Source organism: Celeribacter sp. (assembly GCF_048259695.1).
GTDB lineage: Bacteria > Pseudomonadota > Alphaproteobacteria > Rhodobacterales > Rhodobacteraceae > Celeribacter.
The window spans coordinates 53,734-73,820 of sequence record NZ_JBLXHL010000008.1 but is presented as its reverse complement, the minus strand read 5'-3'; the positions used below and the strand labels follow the sequence as shown (position 1 = coordinate 73,820).

The 20,087-nt window shown below is 60.5% G+C and carries 19 protein-coding genes; 14 read left to right on the top strand and 5 right to left on the bottom strand.

The features are described from left to right. Nucleotides 1-5: 5 nt before the first annotated feature. From napH to napF, 5 genes are read right to left on the bottom strand one after another with little or no spacing between them, the layout of a single operon-like run. Entirely contained in the window at nucleotides 6-926 is a 921-nt protein-coding gene (napH, locus tag ACN0Q0_RS14310) for a quinol dehydrogenase ferredoxin subunit NapH (protein WP_417244087.1), read from the bottom strand. Then, on the bottom strand, nucleotides 923-1,765 hold the full coding sequence (napG, locus tag ACN0Q0_RS14305) for a ferredoxin-type protein NapG (protein WP_417244086.1): 843 nt from the start codon (nucleotides 1,763-1,765) through the stop codon (nucleotides 923-925). Before napG ends, napH begins: the two co-directional genes overlap by 4 nt. A gap of 22 nt (nucleotides 1,766-1,787) precedes the next feature. Continuing rightward, the gene (gene napA, locus ACN0Q0_RS14300) at nucleotides 1,788-4,277 is read right to left on the bottom strand and encodes a nitrate reductase catalytic subunit NapA (protein ID WP_417244085.1); all 2,490 of its coding nucleotides are present in this window, start codon (nucleotides 4,275-4,277) and stop codon (nucleotides 1,788-1,790) included. Nucleotides 4,278-4,289: 12 nt separating this feature from the next. After that, nucleotides 4,290-4,553 (bottom strand): chaperone NapD, encoded by a 264-nt coding sequence (locus ACN0Q0_RS14295; protein WP_417244084.1) that lies wholly within the window; start codon nucleotides 4,551-4,553, stop codon nucleotides 4,290-4,292. Beyond that, nucleotides 4,547-5,044 carry a ferredoxin-type protein NapF gene (napF, locus tag ACN0Q0_RS14290; protein WP_417244083.1) on the bottom strand — a complete coding sequence of 166 codons (498 nt, stop codon included), beginning with the start codon at nucleotides 5,042-5,044 and terminating at the stop codon, nucleotides 4,547-4,549. Before napF ends, ACN0Q0_RS14295 begins: the two co-directional genes overlap by 7 nt. A 789-nt stretch (nucleotides 5,045-5,833) precedes the next feature. On the opposite strand from napF, the gene repA reads away from it, so the two are divergent. From repA to ACN0Q0_RS14220, 14 genes are all read left to right on the top strand, one after another. Next, the gene (gene repA / locus ACN0Q0_RS14285; RefSeq protein ID WP_417244082.1) at nucleotides 5,834-7,024 is read left to right on the top strand and encodes a plasmid partitioning protein RepA; all 1,191 of its coding nucleotides are present in this window, start codon (nucleotides 5,834-5,836) and stop codon (nucleotides 7,022-7,024) included. Continuing rightward, complete coding sequence (gene repB, locus ACN0Q0_RS14280) at nucleotides 7,021-8,031, top strand: plasmid partitioning protein RepB (RefSeq protein ID WP_417244081.1); 1,011 nt, start codon at nucleotides 7,021-7,023, stop codon at nucleotides 8,029-8,031. The genes repA and repB overlap by 4 nt, the downstream gene beginning before the upstream one ends. A 176-nt stretch (nucleotides 8,032-8,207) precedes the next feature. Further along, nucleotides 8,208-9,482, top strand: a complete 1,275-nt coding sequence (gene repC, locus ACN0Q0_RS14275) for a plasmid replication protein RepC (RefSeq protein ID WP_417244080.1) — start codon at nucleotides 8,208-8,210, stop codon at nucleotides 9,480-9,482. Between the two features lie 113 nt (nucleotides 9,483-9,595). Beyond that, nucleotides 9,596-10,165, top strand: coding sequence for a MotA/TolQ/ExbB proton channel family protein (locus tag ACN0Q0_RS14270; protein WP_417244079.1), 570 nt, complete (start codon nucleotides 9,596-9,598; stop codon nucleotides 10,163-10,165). Nucleotides 10,166-10,172: 7 nt separating this feature from the next. After that, the gene (locus ACN0Q0_RS14265; RefSeq protein WP_417244078.1) at nucleotides 10,173-10,571 is read left to right on the top strand and encodes an ExbD/TolR family protein; all 399 of its coding nucleotides are present in this window, start codon (nucleotides 10,173-10,175) and stop codon (nucleotides 10,569-10,571) included. Then, a complete protein-coding gene (locus ACN0Q0_RS14260) occupies nucleotides 10,568-10,960 on the top strand; it encodes an ExbD/TolR family protein (RefSeq protein WP_417244077.1) in 393 nt (130 codons plus the stop codon). Before ACN0Q0_RS14265 ends, ACN0Q0_RS14260 begins: the two co-directional genes overlap by 4 nt. Continuing rightward, nucleotides 10,957-11,832 (top strand): TonB family protein, encoded by an 876-nt coding sequence (locus ACN0Q0_RS14255; RefSeq protein ID WP_417244076.1) that lies wholly within the window; start codon nucleotides 10,957-10,959, stop codon nucleotides 11,830-11,832. Before ACN0Q0_RS14260 ends, ACN0Q0_RS14255 begins: the two co-directional genes overlap by 4 nt. A 111-nt stretch (nucleotides 11,833-11,943) precedes the next feature. Further along, nucleotides 11,944-12,324 carry a DUF2946 family protein gene (locus ACN0Q0_RS14250; RefSeq protein ID WP_417244075.1) on the top strand — a complete coding sequence of 127 codons (381 nt, stop codon included), beginning with the start codon at nucleotides 11,944-11,946 and terminating at the stop codon, nucleotides 12,322-12,324. A gap of 90 nt (nucleotides 12,325-12,414) precedes the next feature. After that, nucleotides 12,415-14,544, top strand: coding sequence for a 4Fe-4S binding protein (locus tag ACN0Q0_RS14245; RefSeq protein WP_417244114.1), 2,130 nt, complete (start codon nucleotides 12,415-12,417; stop codon nucleotides 14,542-14,544). Nucleotides 14,545-14,558: 14 nt separating this feature from the next. Next, nucleotides 14,559-16,508, top strand: coding sequence for a TAT-dependent nitrous-oxide reductase (gene nosZ, locus ACN0Q0_RS14240; protein ID WP_417244074.1), 1,950 nt, complete (start codon nucleotides 14,559-14,561; stop codon nucleotides 16,506-16,508). Continuing rightward, the gene (locus ACN0Q0_RS14235; RefSeq protein ID WP_417244073.1) at nucleotides 16,508-17,836 is read left to right on the top strand and encodes a nitrous oxide reductase family maturation protein NosD; all 1,329 of its coding nucleotides are present in this window, start codon (nucleotides 16,508-16,510) and stop codon (nucleotides 17,834-17,836) included. Before nosZ ends, ACN0Q0_RS14235 begins: the two co-directional genes overlap by 1 nt. After that, the gene (locus tag ACN0Q0_RS14230) at nucleotides 17,805-18,695 is read left to right on the top strand and encodes an ABC transporter ATP-binding protein (protein ID WP_417244072.1); all 891 of its coding nucleotides are present in this window, start codon (nucleotides 17,805-17,807) and stop codon (nucleotides 18,693-18,695) included. The genes ACN0Q0_RS14235 and ACN0Q0_RS14230 overlap by 32 nt, the downstream gene beginning before the upstream one ends. Continuing rightward, a complete protein-coding gene (locus ACN0Q0_RS14225; RefSeq protein WP_417244113.1) occupies nucleotides 18,695-19,522 on the top strand; it encodes an ABC transporter permease in 828 nt (275 codons plus the stop codon). Before ACN0Q0_RS14230 ends, ACN0Q0_RS14225 begins: the two co-directional genes overlap by 1 nt. Next, nucleotides 19,519-20,085: a nitrous oxide reductase accessory protein NosL gene (locus ACN0Q0_RS14220; protein ID WP_417244071.1), complete on the top strand. Its 567-nt coding sequence runs from the start codon at nucleotides 19,519-19,521 to the stop codon at nucleotides 20,083-20,085. The genes ACN0Q0_RS14225 and ACN0Q0_RS14220 overlap by 4 nt, the downstream gene beginning before the upstream one ends. Nucleotides 20,086-20,087 lie beyond the last annotated feature (2 nt).

Genomic DNA, 20,087 nt, shown 5'->3' with positions numbered 1-20,087 from the left:
CTTGTTCAGGCAGCTTTATCGGCCCGTTTTGCAGGTTTGGATTTCTCGCGCACACGACCCGGAGCGGGGCGTGTGTCGAAACGATGGGTGAATTCGAACACATCGACAGAACACACGTCGATGCAGCGCCCGCAGTTGGTGCAGTCGGGCGAAAGAATGAGCGGGGTGTCGTCGTCCTGTCCGCGCAAGGCGGGGGTGATGACCTGCATTTCGGGACAGACGGCAAAGCAATCCATACAGTCGTCACAGGCCGCGCGTTTCACAGCGGTGACACGCAGAACGGATTTCGCGCCAAGCTGGCCGTAAAAGGCACCAACCGGACACAGATGCCCGCACCAACCCCGGCGCGACAACAACAGATCGAACAAAAAGACGCCGATCACAAAGGCCCATGCGAACCCGCCGCCAAAGACGAGCGCACGGTGGACCATGGTGATCGGGTTGACCAGTTCCCATGCGATGGTGCCGGAGAGTGCGGAGACGGCAAGCACGGCAAACATCGCGATGATGCGTGTCTGGCGTTTGGGTTGCCACCCTTTGGGCAGGTCGAGCCGTGTATGCAGCCAATGGGCCGCGTCGGTGACGGGGTTGATCGGACAGACCCACGAACAATAGACGCGCCCGCCGATCAGCGCATAGGCACAGGCCACGATCACCGCGCCGATGAGGGCGGTGGTTTCGGGGATGTGCCCCGCAACAAGTGATTGCAGCGCGATAAACGGGTCGTTGAGCGGCAGCACGCCCAAGGTCATCGACCCTGCAAGCGTCCCCTTGACCAACCACAGGCCGAACCACGGCCCGATCAGGAACACCAAGAGAAAGATGGCCTGAGAGGTGCGGCGCAAGATGAGATATTTATACGCTTTCCACCATCCTTTGAGTTCGACAGCTTCGCGTCCGACGGGCATTTTGGAGGCCGTGCTCATTGCCCTGCCCCCCCTGTTGACGGAAGTTTGAACGCCGGTTCAAAGGCGGGAACGCCGTCCGTGTACCCGCCCGGTGCGGCGAGGTTGTCGGTCCCCGGTCCGGGGAGGCGGTCGGGCAGGTCGACCAATTCGTCGACGATGCCTTCGTGTTCCTCCCACCCGAGGCGGTAGTGGGCGGCGGCCTCGACACGGGCGATGCGTTGCGGCAGCACCTTGATCGCGGATTCGCCCTCAAGCACACAGGACTTTTCGCATTTGCCACAGCCCGTGCAGTGGTCGGCATGGACGGTGGGCATAAAGATTGCATGGTGGCCGGAGCGCGTGTTCGGTGATTGTTCGAGCGTGATGGCCTTGTCGATCACGGGGCAGACGCGATAGCACACGTCACACCGCAACCCGAGCGCGTTGAGGCAATGTTCCTCGTCGATCAGAACCGCCACGCCCATGTCCGCGTTGTCGATTTCGGTCAGATTCTTGTCGAGGGCGCCCGTGGGGCAGGCCGCGACACAGGGAATGTCGTCGCACATTTCGCATGGCACATCGCGTGCCGTGAAAAACGGTGTCCCCGTGGCCGCGCCATCCGTGCCGAGTTCGGCAAGGACAAGCGTGTCATAGGGGCAATCGCGCACGCACAATCCGCACCGGATGCAGGCAGCGAGAAAATCGTCCTCGCCCAAGGCCCCCGGTGGACGGATCGCGGTTGCGGGCAAGGCCCGCGCGTCGCTTGCGAACCATGTCAGTCCCGCGCCCGCCAAGGCACAGCCCGCAATCCCGCGCGCCGTATCCGTGAGGAAGCGGCGGCGGTCAATGCCTTTGGGATGTGTCGACTTGGCGGACATCGGTTTGTCTCCTTAAGGGCCGTTAAACGCGCTCGATCTTACAGGCGCATTTCTTGAAGTCGGTCTCTTTCGAGATCGGGCATGTGGCGTCGAGCGTCAGCTTGTTGACCAACTGGCCCTCGTCGAACCACGGGAAGAACACAACGCCGCGTGGCATCTTGTTGCGCCCACGGGTCTCGACACGGGTGGCCACATCGCCGCGACGGGTCGACACGTTGACCTCTTGGCCCCGCCGCAATCCGCGCTCTTTCGCGTCTTCGGGGTGCATAAAGATCACCGCCGACGGGAAGGCACGGTGCAGCTCGGGCACACGGCGCGTCATCGAACCGGAGTGCCAGTGCTCAAGCACACGCCCCGTCACCAACCACAGGTTGAATTCCTCATCGGGCTCTTCGGCGGCGGGCTCGAACGGTGCGAAAATGATCGCCGCCTTGCCATCGGGCTTGCCGTAGAACTTAACGCCCTCGCCCTCTTTCACATAGGGATCATACCCCTCGCGGAAGCGGTAAAGCGTCTCTTTGCCGTCCACCACGGGCCACCGCAAACCACGCGCCTGATGGTAGGTGTCGAATGGCGCAAGGTCGTGGCCGTGGCCGCGGCCAAAGCTGGCGTATTCCTCGAACAGACCCTTCTGGATGTAGAACCCGAAGTGCTCGCTCTCGTCGTTGTCGAACCCTTCCGCCGTCTCGGACAGCGGATATTTGTCGACCTGACCGTTCGCATACAGCACATCGAACAGGGTCTTGCCTTTGTACTCGGGGTTGGCGTCGAGGATCTCGGCGGGCCAGACCTCGTCCGTGGTAAAGCGCTTGGAAAACTCCATCAGCTGCCACACATCCGATTTCGCCTCGCCGGGGGCTTTCACCTGTTGACGCCAGAACTGGGTGCGCCGCTCGGCGTTGCCGTAGGCCCCCTCTTTCTCCACCCACATTGCCGTCGGCAAAATCAGGTCGGCGGACATGGTGGTCACGGTTGGATAGGGATCGGACACGGCGATGAAGTTCTCGGGGTTGCGATACCCGGGATACCCCTCTTCGTTCATGTTCGGTGCCGCTTGCATGTTGTTGTTACACTGCACCCAATAGGCGTTGATCTTGCCGTCTTTGAGCAACCGGTTCTGCAACACGGCGTGGGCGCCGACCTTGCCGTTCAACACACCCTGCGGCAGTTTCCATTTCTCCTCGGAAAAGGCGCGGTGCGCGTCGTTGTTCACCACCAGATCGGCGGGCAAACGGTGCGCAAATGTCCCCACTTCGCGGGCGGTCCCACAGGCCGACGGCTGACCCGTCAACGAGAACGGCGAGTTGCCCGGCTCGGAAATTTTGCCAACCAGCAAGTGGACGTTGTACATCAGCGAGTTGACCCATGCGCCACGGGTGTGTTGGTTGAACCCCATGGTCCACAGCGACATGACCTTGCGGTTCGGATCGGCATACTGACGCGCAAGACGTTCGAGTTTCTCGGCGGGAACGCCCGAAAGTTCGGCAGCCTTTTCAAGGGTATATTCAGAAACATACTCTTTGTACTGCTCGAAGGTGATGCTTTCGAGCTTGCCCGCTGCGGGGTTTGCCGCCGCTTGTTCAAGCGCATGTTCGGGACGCAGGCCATAGCCGATGTCGGTGGGCGTTTTGGTGAAATTGACGTTCTTGTTCACAAAATCCCAGTTCACCGCATCGTTTTCGATGATGTAGTTGGCGATGTAGTTGAGGATCGCCAGATCGCTTTGTGGTGTAAAGATCATGCCGTTGTCGGCCAACTCGAACGAACGGTGTTCGAACGTGGACAACACATGCACCTCGGCCCCGGGTTTGGTCAGGCGCGTGTTGGTCAGACGCGACCACAGGATCGGGTGCATTTCGGCCATGTTGGAGCCCCAAAGCACGAATGTGTCGGCGTGCTCGAGGTCGTCATAACATCCCATCGGCTCATCAATGCCAAAGGTGCGGATAAAGCCCGCAACAGCCGAGGCCATACAGTGACGTGCGTTCGGGTCGAGGTTGTTGGACAGGAAACCCGCCTTCATCAATTTAGCGGCGGCGTAGCCTTCCCAAACGGTCCACTGGCCGGAACCGAACATGCCTACGGCTTCGGGGCCTTTGGCTTTCAGCGTCTCTTTCCATTTCTGCGCCATCACGTCAAAGGCCTCGTCCCATGACACCGGCTCGAATTCACCGTTCTTGTCATAGACGCCGTTGGTTTTGCGCAACAGCGGCGTGGTCAGGCGGTCCTTGCCGTACATGATCTTGGACAGGAAATAGCCCTTGATACAGTTGAGGCCGCGGTTGACGGGGGCCTCGGGGTCGCCTTGCGTGGCGACGACGCGCCCGTCTTTGGTGCCGACCAGCACCGAACAGCCCGTGCCGCAGAACCGGCAGGCGGCCTTGTCCCACCGGATGTCGGGGGCGCCGACCTGAGCCGTGGCGGCCTGTGGCAGGGTGATCCCCGCCGCCGAGGCGGTCGCCGCCGCCGCAGTGGTTTTCAAAAATGAACGCCGTGTTGTTTCAATGGTCATGGCTTGATCTCCTCAGAGCGACATCGCGGCGGCGGGGTGTTCGCCGAGCGGTTCAAAGTGGTGGTAGGTAAGAGTGACAGTCAAAACGCCAGGGATCTGGTGCATATCCATGATCTGGTCCGATGCGCGTTTGGTTCCGGTATCCTCGACGGTGACAACGACACGGCCGTTTTCGTTGGCGTGCACTTCGCATCCATCCATTGCCGCGATCGCGGTGATCACCTGATCTTCCCGTTCGGGCAGCGCATGGACGAGGCATCCACAAATATTCAGCATGATGTTTCCTCGTGTTGGGGGTTTTTGTCGTAAAACGTGATTGAGTTGGTCGGACATGGCGCCGCACAGGCGCCGCAGCCCGTACACATATCCGCGTCGAATTCGGGAATGGCCCGACCGCCGGTCTGAAGGCGGAACCGGATGGCTTGTGCGTCGCACTGGTCTTCGCAGGTGCGACAGGTGACGCCGGTCATCGACAGGCATGAGGCATCTGCCTTTGCCCGTACCGACCACGCGGGTGCGGGTGCGATGGCGGCGGGTTCACAGGCGTCGGCGCAGGCCGAGCAAAACAGACAGGTCCCCGCGCGCAGGTTGATCACGGGAAAGCCGTCGTTGTCGCGGTAGATGATTCCCGTGGGACAGGCGTTGGCACAGGCGCCGCACTGGGTGCATAGATCGTGAAACGCCGCCACGGATCCCGGGGGGCGGATATGGGTCGCTTTGGTAAAGCGGCCTTTTAGAAAGGATCGGCGTGCAGGCGTGTGTTGCATGGTCTCGCTCGTTGTTCACGGGCTTGACCTAACAGGCACCGTACCGCGCCCCTTTGACATAGATCATAGGCCGCGCGGCTGTGGCGGGGTGCCAGTTCGGACTGTCTGCGCCCGCGAGGTGTCCGCGTGGTGCGCTCCGATGTGGCGCGGTGTATCGCGGATGCGGAACCGTCGAAATTGGTGTCTCGGGGATGCATCTTTTAGGGCCGTCACACAGGGGCAATCGGGTCGCGTCCAAGGCGTTGAAAGCACATCACATTTACGTGAGCCCGCCTGAAGCTTTATGAAAACACTAAGAAATTTGGATATGCGTCTGGCGTCCTGTTGCGGGGGCGCTCCGGTCAGGATCGGGCGGGCCGGTCCTGTGCGGCCCTGCGTCGGAATCCCGCGCGAACACCGCGACAAAATAGCTCGAAAAAATATTTCGAAGGTCGGGCGCGGGCCGGTGTTTTGGTGGATCCGGCGGCGGCCCTGTCGCGGATTGCGCCGTTTTGCCCGCCGTTTTGCCCGCCGGTGCCGCGAGATTCGTGTCCGGTCCGAAGCCCGCGTTTCGCGGTGTCGGGGGTGTCGCTATATATGTGGCGATTTGCGTGCCTGTAGTGTGTTTGGCGCCCTGCCCTACTAAATCTGGACGGATCTATCCCAGAAAAGCCTTGCGCGAATCCGAGTCTTTCGGCAATAGTCACGGAAAAGCGGCGATAAACGCCAAACACCGTGAACACGATACCGCGCCAGTAGACGTTCGGATCGTGTACGGCAAAGACAGCCGAGAACGGCGCGAGAGGGCAAATGAGCAAGACCCAAGAGCATGAAGACCTCAATGCGGTCATCCGTCAACACTCCGAGTGGTTGGCCCAACAGTTGCACGCGCAACGCGAAAGCCTGTTCCCGCCTGACGCCAGCAAAAAGATGCGCAAATTCATGTCGGGCGAGGCCGCCGCCCTGCTCGGTGTTACCGATTCCTACCTGCGTAAACTGCACCTCGACGGCAAAGGCCCCTCCCCCGAACTCACCCCCGGCAACCGCCGCCTCTATTCGGCCCGCGACATTCAGGAGCTGCGGGTTCTGTTGGAAAAAACCGCGCGCAAGGCGGGCGATTACCTGCCGGGGCGGCGCGACGGCGACCACATGCAGATCATCGGCGTGATGAACTTCAAAGGCGGCTCCGGCAAAACCACCACCGCCGCCCACCTCGCGCAACGCCTCGCCCTGTCGGGGTACCGCGTCCTCGCCATCGACCTTGACCCGCAGGCCTCGCTCACCGCGCTGCACGGCGTGCAACCCGAGTTCGACCTCGTCGACGGCGGCACGCTCTACGATGCGATCCGCTACGACGATCCCGACCCGATCCGCACGGTGATCCGCCAAACCTATATCCCGAACCTCGACCTCATTCCGGGCAACCTCGAACTGATGGAATTCGAACACGAAACCCCCCGCGCCCTGTCCCAAGGCAACGCGGGCCTGTTCTTTTTCCGCGTCAAAGAGGCCTTGGCCCAAGTGGACGACGACTATGATGTCGTGGTGATCGACTGCCCGCCGCAACTGGGCTTTCTCACCATGTCGGCGCTCTCCGCCGCGACCGGCGTTCTGGTCACCATCCACCCCGAAATGCTCGACGTCATGTCGATGAGCCAGTTCCTGCGGATGACTGCCGACCTGATGGACGTGATCGCCGAAAGCGGCGCGGATATGTCCCACGACTGGATGCGCTATGTCCTCACGCGGTACGAACCCGCCGATGCCCCGCAAAACCGGATCGTCGCGTTCTTGCGCACGATGTACGGCGATAGCGTGCTCAACGCACAGATGCTCAAATCCACCGCCATCTCGGACGCGGGCCTGACCAAACAAACCCTCTACGAGGTCGAGCGCAGCGCCTTTACCCGCTCCACCTACGACCGCGCGGTCGAAAGCCTCAATGCGGTGAACGACGAAATCTCTCAACTGATCCAAAAGACATGGGGGCGAGACACATGACCAATGGCAAGAAAAAGCGGATGTCGATGCTCGATAGCCTCGCGGCCTCGGGTGGCCCCGCGCCCGTCTCCGCGACCTCGATGATGTCCAACAACCGTGCGCTGCGCTCGGCCCGCGATGCCGTCGATGGCCACCGTGTCTGGGAACTTGATCCCGCGGCGATTATCGACGACCGCCTCGCCGACCGTCTCGAACCCGAGGACGTGGCCGATCTGCGCGCCGCGATTGAGGCCAACGGCCAGACCGTGCCGATTCTGGTGCGCCGCCACCCCACCGAGCCGGATCAATATCTGCTCGTCTATGGCCGCCGCCGTTTGGAATCCATCCGCCTGTCCGACAAGGTCGAAAAGGTCCGCGCCCTCGTGGCCAACCTTGACGATGATGCCGCCCTGCGGGCGCAAATTTCCGAGAACATGGCCCGCCGCGACCTATCATACATTGAAAAAGCCCTTTTTTCCCAAGAGCTTATCGAAAACGGCTTTGGCACACAGTCACAAGTCGCCGAAGTGCTCACAGTGACCAAATCGTCCATTTCGATGGCCTTGGCCGTGGTGGATATGATCGGGGCTGATGTGATCCGCGCGATCGGTGCGGCGCATGGCATCGGGCGACCACGGTGGGACGCGCTTGCCAAGATGATCGAGGCCAAGGGCGTGGACCGCGCCCGCCTGATCCAGGTGGCCGACGATGTGCATACCAAAGCCAGCGTGGCCTTGGTCACCGAGGACCGTGTGCCCGACCCCACCGACGTCTCCGTGGCGGCGTTTCAGGCGGTCGAGGCGGCCGTGGGCAAAGCGGTGGCACAATCCGCCGCCCCCTCCCCTGCCCGCGCGACGAAGGCACAGCCCATTCGCATCGGTGGTCAGCGTGGCGGAAGCATCAAACGCACCACAAAGGGCATCACTCTGAGCCTACAGGGCGGCGGGTTCGCCGACTGGGTCGAGGCCGAGGCGCAAGAGTTGATAGACGAGCTTCACACGCGCTGGTTACGGCGCGTCGAAGACTGAGGAAGAGCAACGATAACAAAAAGGAGGCACGACCGGACCAAAGAAAAGGCCCCGTAAAGACATAGCTCCACGAGACCCTAACTTGTTTCTAGCACCTTCAAGGTAGTGTCGAGAGCAACAATCCGCAAGTCCAAAGTGATTCGCGGAGCGGGAAATCTTTGTCTTCGTGAACAGATATGGGATACACGCCAGTCACGCCGTTCCGGCGAACGATAGATGCTGTCATGTTGAAACATCAGGCGCATGGCTCCAAAGAGCTGCCGCCAAATGGGGTCAACAAATGGGAGGCGCTCCGCGAAGTGGCCGCCGCGCGTGAGGTTTACGGCCTCACCGACCGCGATATGACGGTGCTTCAGGCGCTTGTCAGTTTTCATCAGGCGACGATTTTGGGCGGTAATGACAGTGCGTTGATTGTGCATCCGTCCAACAAATCGATCTGTGAGCGTCTGAATGGTATGCCCACCTCGACCATGCGCCGCCATTTGGGCCGCCTTGTCCATGCGGGGATGATTATTCGCCGTGATAGCCCCAACGGGAAACGGTATGCGCGTCACTATGGGGATGAAAAACTGGCGTTCGGGTTTGATCTCACGCCGCTCGTCACGCGCTTTGCCGAAATCTGTGCGGCGGCCGAAGCCGTGCGTGCCGAGGCCGAGCGGTACAAGCGTCTGCGCGAGGCTGTGAGCCTGATGCGCCGTGATCTGGCGTCGCTGACCGAATACGGCGAAGATGTGCGCCCCGACCTTGCGATTTGGGGTCAGTTCAGCGATCTGGCCGTGTTGTCCGCCCGCGCCCTTCGCCGCAAGTTGGCGGTGGCGGATCTGGAGGCGATGGAGGTTGATCTGCGTGCTGCACTCGACCACGCACGCGATATTCTGGAGCCACGTATTGCAGAAGATATGAGCACCAATGACGCTCACAGTGAGCAGCACTATCAGAATTCAATTAAAGACTCTTATGATCTTGAACTTCGCTTAGAAAACGCGAAAGGCGGATCCGTGGCCTCCGAGCCGTCTTTGGACGCGCCTGTGGAAACCGGCGAGGTCGCGTTACTTGATTGTGAGCCAGAGACAGCGACAGATATAGATACCGATACTGATACCCCCCTGCCCCCGGATCGGGCGCTCCCCAACCTGCCTCTCGCAATGGTGTTGCAAGCGTGCGGTGAATTACAGACTTATTCAGACGGACCGATCCGGCATTGGCACGAGTTCGTGCGCGCCGCCGAAACCGTCCGCCCGATGATGGGAATTTCGCCCTCGGCGTGGAATGATGCCAAACGGGATATGGGGGCCGCACAGGCCTCGATTGCCTTGGCCGCGATGCTTGAACGTGTCACCGACATCAGATCCCCCGGCGGGTATCTGCGCAGCTTGAGTGCCAAAGCGGCGGTCGGGGAATTTTCCTGTGGCCCGATGATTATGGCCCTGATGCGAAAGGACGCGGCGTAGCTGTTCACAGCTGTGAACTTTCGCCACACGGTTTCGCGAAGCTTGTCTTCGATCAAGGCGCACAGAGGCCCGAATCGTCAGATAGGCACAAAGACTGCAACGAGGAGCGACCCATGGATGTCATGTCCCTTTACGCGATGATCTACGACAAAGGTGGCTATGCGATGGTCGCGATTGCGCTTTTGTCGCTCGCCACCGCAACGCTCATCATTTGGAAACTGATGCACCTGTTCCGGTTGGGCGCATGGTCGGGGGCGTCGTCCGGTCACACCGTTCTGGGGCGCATCGAACAGGCCACGCAAGACGCCGTTAGAACGCTGCCCCGCCAAGATGCAGAGGCCGAGGCGGAGCTTGTGGCCACCGATTGCGTCGCACAGGTCCGTCATGGATTGCGTGCGCTTGAGGTGATTGCCGCGATCGCCCCTCTTTTGGGTCTGTTGGGAACGGTTTTGGGGATGATCGCCGCGTTTCAGGCGCTGCAAACGTCCGGCAATCAGGCCGACCCCGGGGTGCTTGCCGGCGGGATTTGGGAAGCGTTGCTGACCACGGCGGCGGGCATGGCGGTGGCGATTCCTGCGTCACTGGCTCTGGCCGGTTTTGACAGCACGGCGGAACGGATGACCCGCGACATCGAAGCCCGCGCCACACGCATTCTCATCGCCACAAACCGGACCAAAGGGTAAGAGGTCGATGCAGCTAACGCGATCATATCGAAAGGTGCGGTTGCGCCCGTCGCTCACGCCGATGATCGATGTGGTGTTCCTGCTTTTGGTATTTTTCATGTTGGCCGCGCAATATTCGCGTGAGGCGACGATCGCCGTTCGGGCGACACCGCATACGATTTCCGACGCGCCATACGTTGGGCCGCCGCGTTTGGTGGATGTCACGGCGGAGGGCGTTTTGCTGAACGGGGTAAACATGCCGCTCGCCGAGATAACGGCGCAGCTGCCTACGCTGATGGAGACCCCGACGGATACGATTCTGGTCCGCGCGTCCGGGGAGGTCTCTGTCCAGATGCTCGTTGATCTGCTCGACCACCTCACCGCCGCCGGATTGCCAAATACCGCATTGGTGGAGGCACAGGAATGAAACTGTCCCGACCGGAACGCGACCGCATGGACATCGGTTTGGTGCCGATGATCAATGTGGTTTTCCTTTTGCTGATCTTCTTTTTGATGACGGCGCGTCTGGTGCCGCCGCCACCGATGGATATTTCGGCCCCCGAGGCCGCAACGGATCAGGCGCGACGCGATGTGGATACGCTTTACCTGTCGCGCACCGGCGCGTTGGCGTTCAACACATCCGAGGGCGAGAGCGCCGTCATGGACGCGCTTGGGCAATGGGCGCTCGGTTGTGCCGCCTGCCCGCTTGACCTCATGGCCGATCATGCCGCACCGGCGCGGGACTTGACTGCACTTTTGAGCCGGTTGGGCGGGATCGGGGTCGAAAACATCGCCCTCGTAACGGTGCAGAAATGAGTGTCTGGCTCACATCACGGATCGACCTGTTGGTTGCGGGTCTGATGGCTGTGGGCCTGCATGGGGCGGTGATTGCCCATATGACCCGCGTCGATACGGTTATCGTTGCCGCCGCACCGGCAATGGCGGGTGAGATCACGGTGGCCCCGCAAGATTACACACAGATGATCGCGGCATGGGAAACCCCCACGCAGGTGGCGCAATCCGTTTCGCAACAGGCACAGCCGCAGATCGAGGATCTGTCGCTGGATGTCACCCCGCCCGAGGATCGCGCACCCTATACTGCGCCGTCCGAGACGCCACCGTCCGCGTTGCCCGATCCCGTTGCGACACTGCCGCCGCCGATGTTTGACGACACGGCCCCCGCGCCACAGATCGCCCTACCGCAACAGGTGCCACCACCGGCAATTGCGCCTAAACCCCGCCCCGAACGTCCGGCCCCTGCGGCTGTGCCGCGCACCGCAACGGCCAAACCGAAACCCGTTTCCACGCCGTCAAAACCCGCCACCACATCTCCCGCCGCCGCAAAACCCGCGACAGCGGGCGGGCAGGGGACCACCGCAGGGGTGTCCAAGGCGCAAACAGCATCCTTGATGTCCAAATGGGGAGCGACGATCCGGCGCAATATCCAACGTGCTCAGCGCTATCCCCGTGCGGCAAACGGCGCAACGGGGCAGGTGAAACTCAAACTTACCGTCGGGGCCAATGGTGCGCTCGGGGCGGTGTCTATCGCGCAAGGTTCGGGCAATCCGGTGCTTGATCAGGCTGCCGTAGCGGCAGCGAAATCGGCGCGGCGGTTCCCCTCGGCCCCGAAGGGTTTGACGCAGGCGAGCTATAGTTTTTCGATCTCTTTGAAGTTCAGGCCAAATTAGACGCATTCATGGCTGTGATTTCTTAAATATTTGAAAGACTTTGAAAGATAACGGCAAATATGTTTGACTTAGATCAAAGATAAGTTTGTCCGAATGCAGGATTGCTGTGGCATGACACGTCTGACGCACACTTTTCTCACATTGATTCTGTCGCTGAGCCTTCTGCTTGGCGCGGGAATTGGTGGCTACAAACGCACGGCGCATGCGATGGCGCGTGTGGGTGTGACGCAGATTGTCATTTGCGCGACCGAGGGGGCCGAAACGGTCCAGATTGACCGCAACGGCAATGCGATTTCTCCCTCATCGACAACGCAGTGCGGACATTGCGCCGACTGTTCGCTCGTGCCTCTCGCCACATTGACCGCACTCCCGGATGTTCCGGCCGTTGTGATGCGTGCGGATACTGTTTTTGCGGCCCTGACGATCCTGCCTGTGCGTGTTGAACGTGTTGCGTCCCCGTCCCGTGGCCCCCCGTCCAAAAGCAAGGTATAACTGATGCCCAGTCGTTTTGTTCTTTCGCTCCTGACCCGTGTTCGGCATTTCGCCTGTTTGCTTTTCGCAACGGTGTTGATTGTCGTTTCCATGACGGGAGGCGCCCGCGCCCAGACCGCTCAGCCGGTGCTCGCGCAATTCCTCTCCAAAATTTCCCCCGGTGATCTTGTCCCCGGTGCCGATGCGTTCGGTCCCATTCGCGATGATGTCGCGGTCGCGCCCCTGATGAAAGAGGGCGCGCAGATCGGTCATGTGTTTATCACATCGGATTTCGTCGGCACGACGGGGTATTCGGGTAAGCCGATTCACACGATGGTGGCCGTGGACGACGATGCGCGTATTCTCGGGATCGATTTGGTGAAACACTCCGAGCCGATTGTGTTGATCGGTATTCCCGACACCAAGATCAAGGCGATGATGGTGGATTACATCGGTCTCAGCCTTGTCGAGGAAGCCGCGGCAGGGGGGTCGGGTCACGATCTCAACATTATCTCCGGCGCGACCGTGACGATCATGGTGATTGACGACAGTATCATTCGTTCCGGGTTGAAGGTGGCGCGTGCGCTTGGCCTTGGCGGGTTGCATACCGAGGTGGATACGGGTCCGCAATTTGTCATCAATGCCGATGCCGCGATGCCTGACAGCTGGACCGAGATGGAAGGCGACGGAACTGTGCGCCGCTTGGCTCTGGACGTGGGTCAGATCAATGCCGCGTTCGAGGAGATGGGCGATCCGCGCACGGCGAAACGGGCGTTGACGGAGGCGCCCGAGACGACATTTATCGATATGCAAGCGGCCTTGGTGTCTGTGCCTGCGATTGGCGAGGCGATCCTTGGCGATGCGGAATATAGCAACCTGACTGCGTGGCTTGACGAGGGCGAGCACGCTGTTGCTGTGGTTGGCCGCGGGATTTATTCGTTCAAGGGGTCGGGCTATGTGCGCGGCGGGATTTTCGACCGTATCGTGTTGATTCAGGATGACGTGTCGGTGCGTTTCCGCGACCGTGGTCACAAACGGATGGGGGCGATTGCGGCCTCCGGTGCGCCCGAGTTCGTCGAGAAAGATCTCTTTAAAATTCCGGCGGATTCCGGTTTTGATCCGACCAAGCCGTTCCGGATCCAGCTTTTGGTACAACGCGATGTGGCCGCGATCGAAAAGGTCTTTCTGACTTATGATCTCGGCTATCAGTTGCCGCCCGCCTATCTGTCGCCGATTGTGGCCCCTGCGCCGGTTGAGGCCGAGGGTCATGCGAGCGAGATGGACGCGCAAAACGCCCTGTGGAAACGGATCTGGGAGGATAAAACGGTCGAGATTGCGGCGCTTGGTGTGATGCTGTTCGTGCTCACGGCGGCGTTCTTTTTCCAGACCTACGTGACACGTTCGGCGCGGTTTACCTACTGGTTCCGCATGTCGTTCCTGATGGTCACGCTTGTGTTTCTGGGCTTTTACGCCAATGCGCAGCTGTCGGTTGTGAACCTGATGGCGCTGTTCGGGGCGTTGACCTCGGGCTTTAGCTGGCAGGCGTTCCTGCTTGACCCGCTGACCTTTATCCTGTGGTTCTCGGTGGCGACGGCGCTGTTGTTCTGGGGGCGTGGGGCCTATTGCGGATGGCTGTGTCCGTTCGGGGCGCTGCAAGAGCTGTCCAACCAGGTCGCCCGCAAGATCGGCATCCCGCAGTGGACGCTGCCGTGGGGGCTGCACGAGCGGCTATGGCCACTCAAGTACATGATTTTCCTCGGTCTTTTCGGGGTTTCGCTCTACTCTATCGAGCAGGCCGAACACCTTGCCGAGGTCGAACCGTTCAAAACCGCGATCATTCTCAAATTCATGCGCGCCTGGCCGTTTGTGGCCTATGCTGTGGCGCTGTTGATGGCGGGTCTGTTCGTCGAGCGGTTCTACTGTCGCTACCTGTGCCCGCTTGGTGCAGCACTGGCGATCCCCGCACGCCTGCGCATGTTTGACTGGCTCAAACGCTACAAGGAATGCGGTAGCCCGTGCCAGACCTGTGCGCACGAGTGTCCGGTTCAGGCCATTCACCCGACGGGCGAAATCAACCCCAACGAATGCGTGAACTGCATGCATTGTCAGGTGCTCTACCAGTCCAAGGACAAGTGTCCTGTGGTGATCAAACAACTCAAACGCCGCGCATCGGTGACGGCCCCCGTACTCACGGGCGCAAAAGCCGCCGCATTGGCAAACCATCCGAATATCAGCAAATAGGGAAGGGAAAACCCATGTCTGACTCAATGAAAAACGAACCCAAAGGCGGTCTGAGCCGTCGCGGTTTCATCGGCGCAACCGCGACCGGTGCAGCCGTTGTTGGCGGCGCAACCGGCCGTCTTGGCCTCTTGGGCGGTGCCGCCGCGGTCACAGCCGCAACAGCCACGTCGGCTGCGGCGCAGGACGCACACTCCTTGATCCCCGGACCGGGCGAACTTGACGAATACTACGGCTTCTGGTCCTCGGGCCAGTGCGGTGAAATGCGCATCCTGGGCATTCCGTCCATGCGCGAACTGATGCGCGTTCCCGTGTTCAACCGTTGTTCCGCAACGGGTTGGGGGTCCACCAACGAATCCATCAAGATCCACACAGAAAACATGTTGCCAGAAACCAAAAAGTTCCTCGCAGCACAGGGCAAGCAAATCCACGACAACGGCGATTTGCACCACGTCCACATGTCCTTTACCGAGGGCAAATATGACGGCCGTTTCCTGTTCATGAACGACAAGGCCAACACCCGTGTGGCACGTGTGCGTTGTGACGTGATGAAGTGTGACAAGATCCTCGAGATCCCGAACGCCAAAGCCATCCACGGCCTGCGCCCACAAAAGTGGCCACGCACCGACTACGTATTTGCCAACGGCGAAGACGAAGTACCAATGATCAACGACGGTAAAATCCTCGACGATCCATCGCAGTACGTGAACTTCTACACCGCCATCCACGCCGACGAAATGAAAGTCGCATGGCAGGTTATGGTGTCGGGCAACCTCGACAACACCGATTGTGACTACGACGGCAAATACGCCTTCTCGACCTCCTATAACTCGGAAATGGGGATGAACCTCGCCGAGATGATGGAAGCCGAAATGGACCACGTCGTTGTGTTCAACATCAAAGAGATCGAAAAAGGCGTGGCCAACGGCGACGTTCAGGTTCTCAACGGTGTGCCTGTGATTGACGGCCGTAAAGGCCAGAACAAAAAGTACACACGCTACATTCCGATCCCCAACTCGCCCCACGGCGTGAACATGGCGCCCGACAAAATCCACCTGTGCGTTGCAGGTAAATTGTCGCCAACCGTGTCCGTGATCGACGTGCGCAAACTCGACGCGCTGTTCGAAAGCGACATCGACCCACGTTCGGCAATCGTTGCCGAGCCTGAATTGGGCCTCGGGCCACTCCACACCTGTTTTGACGGCAAGGGCAATGCGTTGACCACGCTCTTCCTCGACAGCCAGGTTGTGATGTGGAACATCGAAGACGCCGTACGCGCCTACAACGGCGAAGACGTCGATCCGATCCTCACCAAAGAAGACGTTCATTACCAGCCCGGTCACAACTCGACCTCGATGGGCGAGACACTTGACGCGGATGGCAAATGGTACATCACGATGAACAAGTTCTCGAAAGACCGTTTCCTCAACGTTGGTCCGTTGAAGCCTGAAAACGAGCAATTGTTCTCGATCAACGGCAGCGAACTGACCATGGTTCACGATGGTCCGACCTTTGCCGAACCCCACGACAGCATCATTGTTCACGCCTCTGTTGTGAACCCTGTGTCTGTTTGGGACCGCAATGACGTGACGTGGTCCGATGCCCGCGCACAGGCCGAGGCCGACGGTGTTGATCTGGATGACTACCAAGACACGGTTATCCGCGATGGCAACAAGGTCCGCGTCTACATGTCGTCTCAGGCACCGCAATTCTCGCTTGAGAAATTCACGGTCCAGGAGGGCAACGAAGTGACGGTCTATGTCACCAACCTTGACGACATCGACGACCTGACCCACGGCTTCACGATGAACAACCACGGCGTTGCGATGGAAGTTGCCCCACAGGCGACAGCGTCCATCAGCTTCGTGGCATCGAAACCCGGCGTTTACTGGTACTATTGCCAGTGGTTCTGTCACGCACTCCACATGGAAATGCGCGGCCGTATGCTCGTCGAGCCTAAAGCCTGATGACCCGTCTCGTTGCTCTCATCGTTGCTGCGGTTCTGTGCGCGTCCCCTGTGGTCGCGGAGCGGATCGTGGTGCAACCGGGCGACGGGGCGCTCGTCTCCGCCGTGGCACATGCTGCGGCGGGCGACGAGGTCATTCTTTCGGCGGGCCAGTATTCTGGCCCGTTGACCATCACTGTTCCTTTGCGTCTGTCGGGCGCGCCGGGTGCGGTGATCGACGGAGCGGGGCAGGGGTCTGTCATCACGATTGATGCGGCGGATGTGACGGTGACGGGATTGACCGTGACGGGGTCGGGCCGGTCGCATGATACGATTGATGCGGGTCTGAAGCTGACCAAAAAGGCCACCCGTGCGCGGGTGATCGACAATGACATCGTCGGCAATCTTGTGGGTGTGGACATCCACGGGGCGCGTGATGCGCTTGTCAAAGGCAACCGGATCGAGGGTCTGCGTCTGGCGCGGATGAATGACCGCGGCAATGGCATTTATGTCTGGAACGCGCCGGGATCGGTGGTCGAGGACAATGAAATCCGCTACGGGCGGGACGGCATTTTTTCCAACACGTCGCGGGACAATACCTACCGTGGCAACCTGATGCGCGATCTGCGGTTCGCCATCCATTATATGTATACCAACGACAGCCTGATTGCGGGCAACGTGTCCATCGGCAACCATTTGGGGTTTGCGATGATGTACTCGGACCGGATCGTGGCGCGGGACAATATTTCGGTGAATGACCGTGACCACGGGGTCATGCTCAACTTTACCAACAAATCCGATATCTTTGCCAATCTGGTGACGGGCGGGACGGAGAAATGTGTGTTTGTGTATAACTCGCACCAGAACCTGTTGGCGGATAACACCTTTCAGGGCTGCGATATCGGCGTGCATTTCACCGCCGGATCCGAGCGCAACACCATCACCAAGAACGCCTTTATCGGCAATCGCACGCAGGTCAAATATGTGGGTACCCGCGATGTGGAGTGGTCGTTCGAGGGGACGGGCAACTATTGGTCCGATCATCCCGCCTTTGATCTGGATGGGGATGCGCGTGCCGATAGCATTTATCGCCCCAATGATTTAATGGACCATATCCTATGGTCGCAACCGGCCGCGAAACTGCTGCTCGGGGCGCCGGCTGTGCAACTTGTGCGGTGGTCTCAGGAACAGTTTCCCGCCACGCAAACCGGCGGTGTTGTGGACAGCCATCCGCTCACATCCGCGCCTGTGCGTGACGTGCCGCGGCCCTTTCAACTCTTGGCGCAAAGCACACCGCTTTGGGTAAACGGAGGTCGTGATGACGATTTTGACCCTCTCGCATCTCACTAAACGCTACGGGGCGCAGACCGCTTTGAACGATGTCTCCCTGTCGGTGTCGGCGGGCGAGCGTGTGGCGTTATTGGGCCACAACGGGGCGGGCAAATCCACCTTGATGAAACTCGTGCTTGGCCTCATTCATGCCGATGGCGGCGAGATGTCGATTGCCGGACATGCGCCCGGATCGCCGGTGGCGCGCGCCCTGACCGCCTATCTGCCCGAAAATGCCGCCTTCCATCCGGCCCTCACCGGTCGCGAGCAGATCCGCCACTTCCTGCGCCTGCGCGGCGAACCCGTGTCCAAGGCCGAGGAGCTGTTGGAGCGGGTGGGCCTTGGCGATGCGGCACGACGCCGGATCGGCACCTATTCCAAAGGGATGCGTCAACGCGTCGGACTGGCCCAAGCGCTGATCGGCGCCCCGCGCCTGATGATTCTCGACGAGCCGACCTCGGGCCTTGATCCCGTATCGCGCCGCGAATTCTACACCCTGCTCGACGATCTGGCCGCCCATGGCACCGCGATCCTGCTTTCCTCGCACGCGCTCTCGGAAGTCGAGGCCCGCACGGACCGCATCGTGATCCTGTCCAAAGGCCATAAAGTGACCGAAGGCACATTGGGCGATTTGCGCAGCGAGGCCGCGTTGCCGCTCACGGTGTCGTTGCGCCCGCGCGCGGGGCAGGGGGCCGCCGTGGCGGCACGCTTCCCCGAGGCGAAAGAGCACAGCGGCCAATGGGTGATGGATTTCGCCCAGGCCCAAAAACTCGACGTGCTCGGGCGGATCACCGCCGCCGCCGACCAGATCGAGGATTTCGATATTCATCCGCCGTCACTTGACGATATTTATGCTCATATCAGCTCGAAGGCCGCATGATGCTCAACCGCTTTCTCTCCACCGCCCGCATCGAATTCGCGATTGCCCTGCGCAACCGCTGGGTTTCCGTTGCGGTCGCGATGATGGTGCTGTTCTCGCTTGTCCTCTCGGCGGCAGGCTCCGCGCCCTCGGGCGATCTGGCCGTTGATCCGCTTTCGGTAACGGTCGCCTCGCTCACCTCTTTGTCGGTCTATCTGGTGCCGCTGATTGCGCTGTTGATCTCGTTTGACGCCATCGCGGGCGAGGTCGAGCGCGGCACCTTGCCGCTGCATCTGACCTACCCGTTGTCACGCACCGAATTGCTCATCGGCAAACTCGCCGCGCAACTGGCCGTGGTGGCCGTGGCGGTTGTCGCAGGTTACGGCGTGGCCGCATTGGCCGCGTTCTGGTCCGGCGGTAGCATGGCCGCGAATGGTCTGCCGGCGCTGTGGCGTCTGATCTGGACCTCGGTCCTTTTGGGGGCGGTGTTCCTGTCGCTTGGCTATTTGATGTCCTGCCTTGCGCGGCGTCCCTCGGGGGCGGCGGCGATGGCCATCGGGCTTTGGCTCATTGCGATTGTGCTCTATGACCTTGGCCTTTTGGCGGCTGTTGTGGCCGATGACGGCGGGTCGTTCACCACTCAGGTGTTCCCGTGGGCTCTGGTTCTCAACCCCGCCGATGCGTTCCGTATTTTCAACCTCGCGGCCTCTGATGCCGTCGGCGCGGTTTCGGGCCTGTCGGGGGCGGCAAGCTCCATCGCAATCTGGAAACCGCTTGTGTCGCTTTTGCTCTGGCCGCTGTTGGCGCTCGGGTTTGCGCGTCTTGCGTTTGAAAAGGTGCAGCCATGATGACGCGTCTGGTGTCCCTCACCCTGTGCGCGGCCCTGTTGGCGGCGTGTCAGGACGAGACTGCGGCCTTGCCCGATCCTATTGATGTGACCGCGGACTCGGCGGGGTTCTATTGCCAGATGGCGCTGTTGGAACATGACGGGCCAAAGGGTCAGATCCACCTCGACGGGATGCCCGCACCGCTGTTTTTCTCGCAGGTCAAGGATGCCGTGGCCTATCTGCATATGCCCGAGCAAAGCCATGCGGTTATGGTCACCTATGTGCAGGATATGACATCGGGGACATGGGATAATCCCGGGGCATGGGTCCGCGCCGAAGACGCGGTTTACGTGATTGGTTCACGGGTGATGGGCGGCATGGATGCCCCCGAGTTTGTTCCGTTTTCCAGTGACGCCGCCGCACAGAAATTTGCAGATGAGAATGGCGGCGAAGTGCGCCGCTTCGAAACGATTACGGCCGAAGATACGCTTGCGGCCCCCGAACCCGTTGCCGCCGATGCGGACGACGGGACAGATGAGATGGCCGCGCGGTTAAATGCGTTGAGCCAAAGTAAAGGGAACTAATC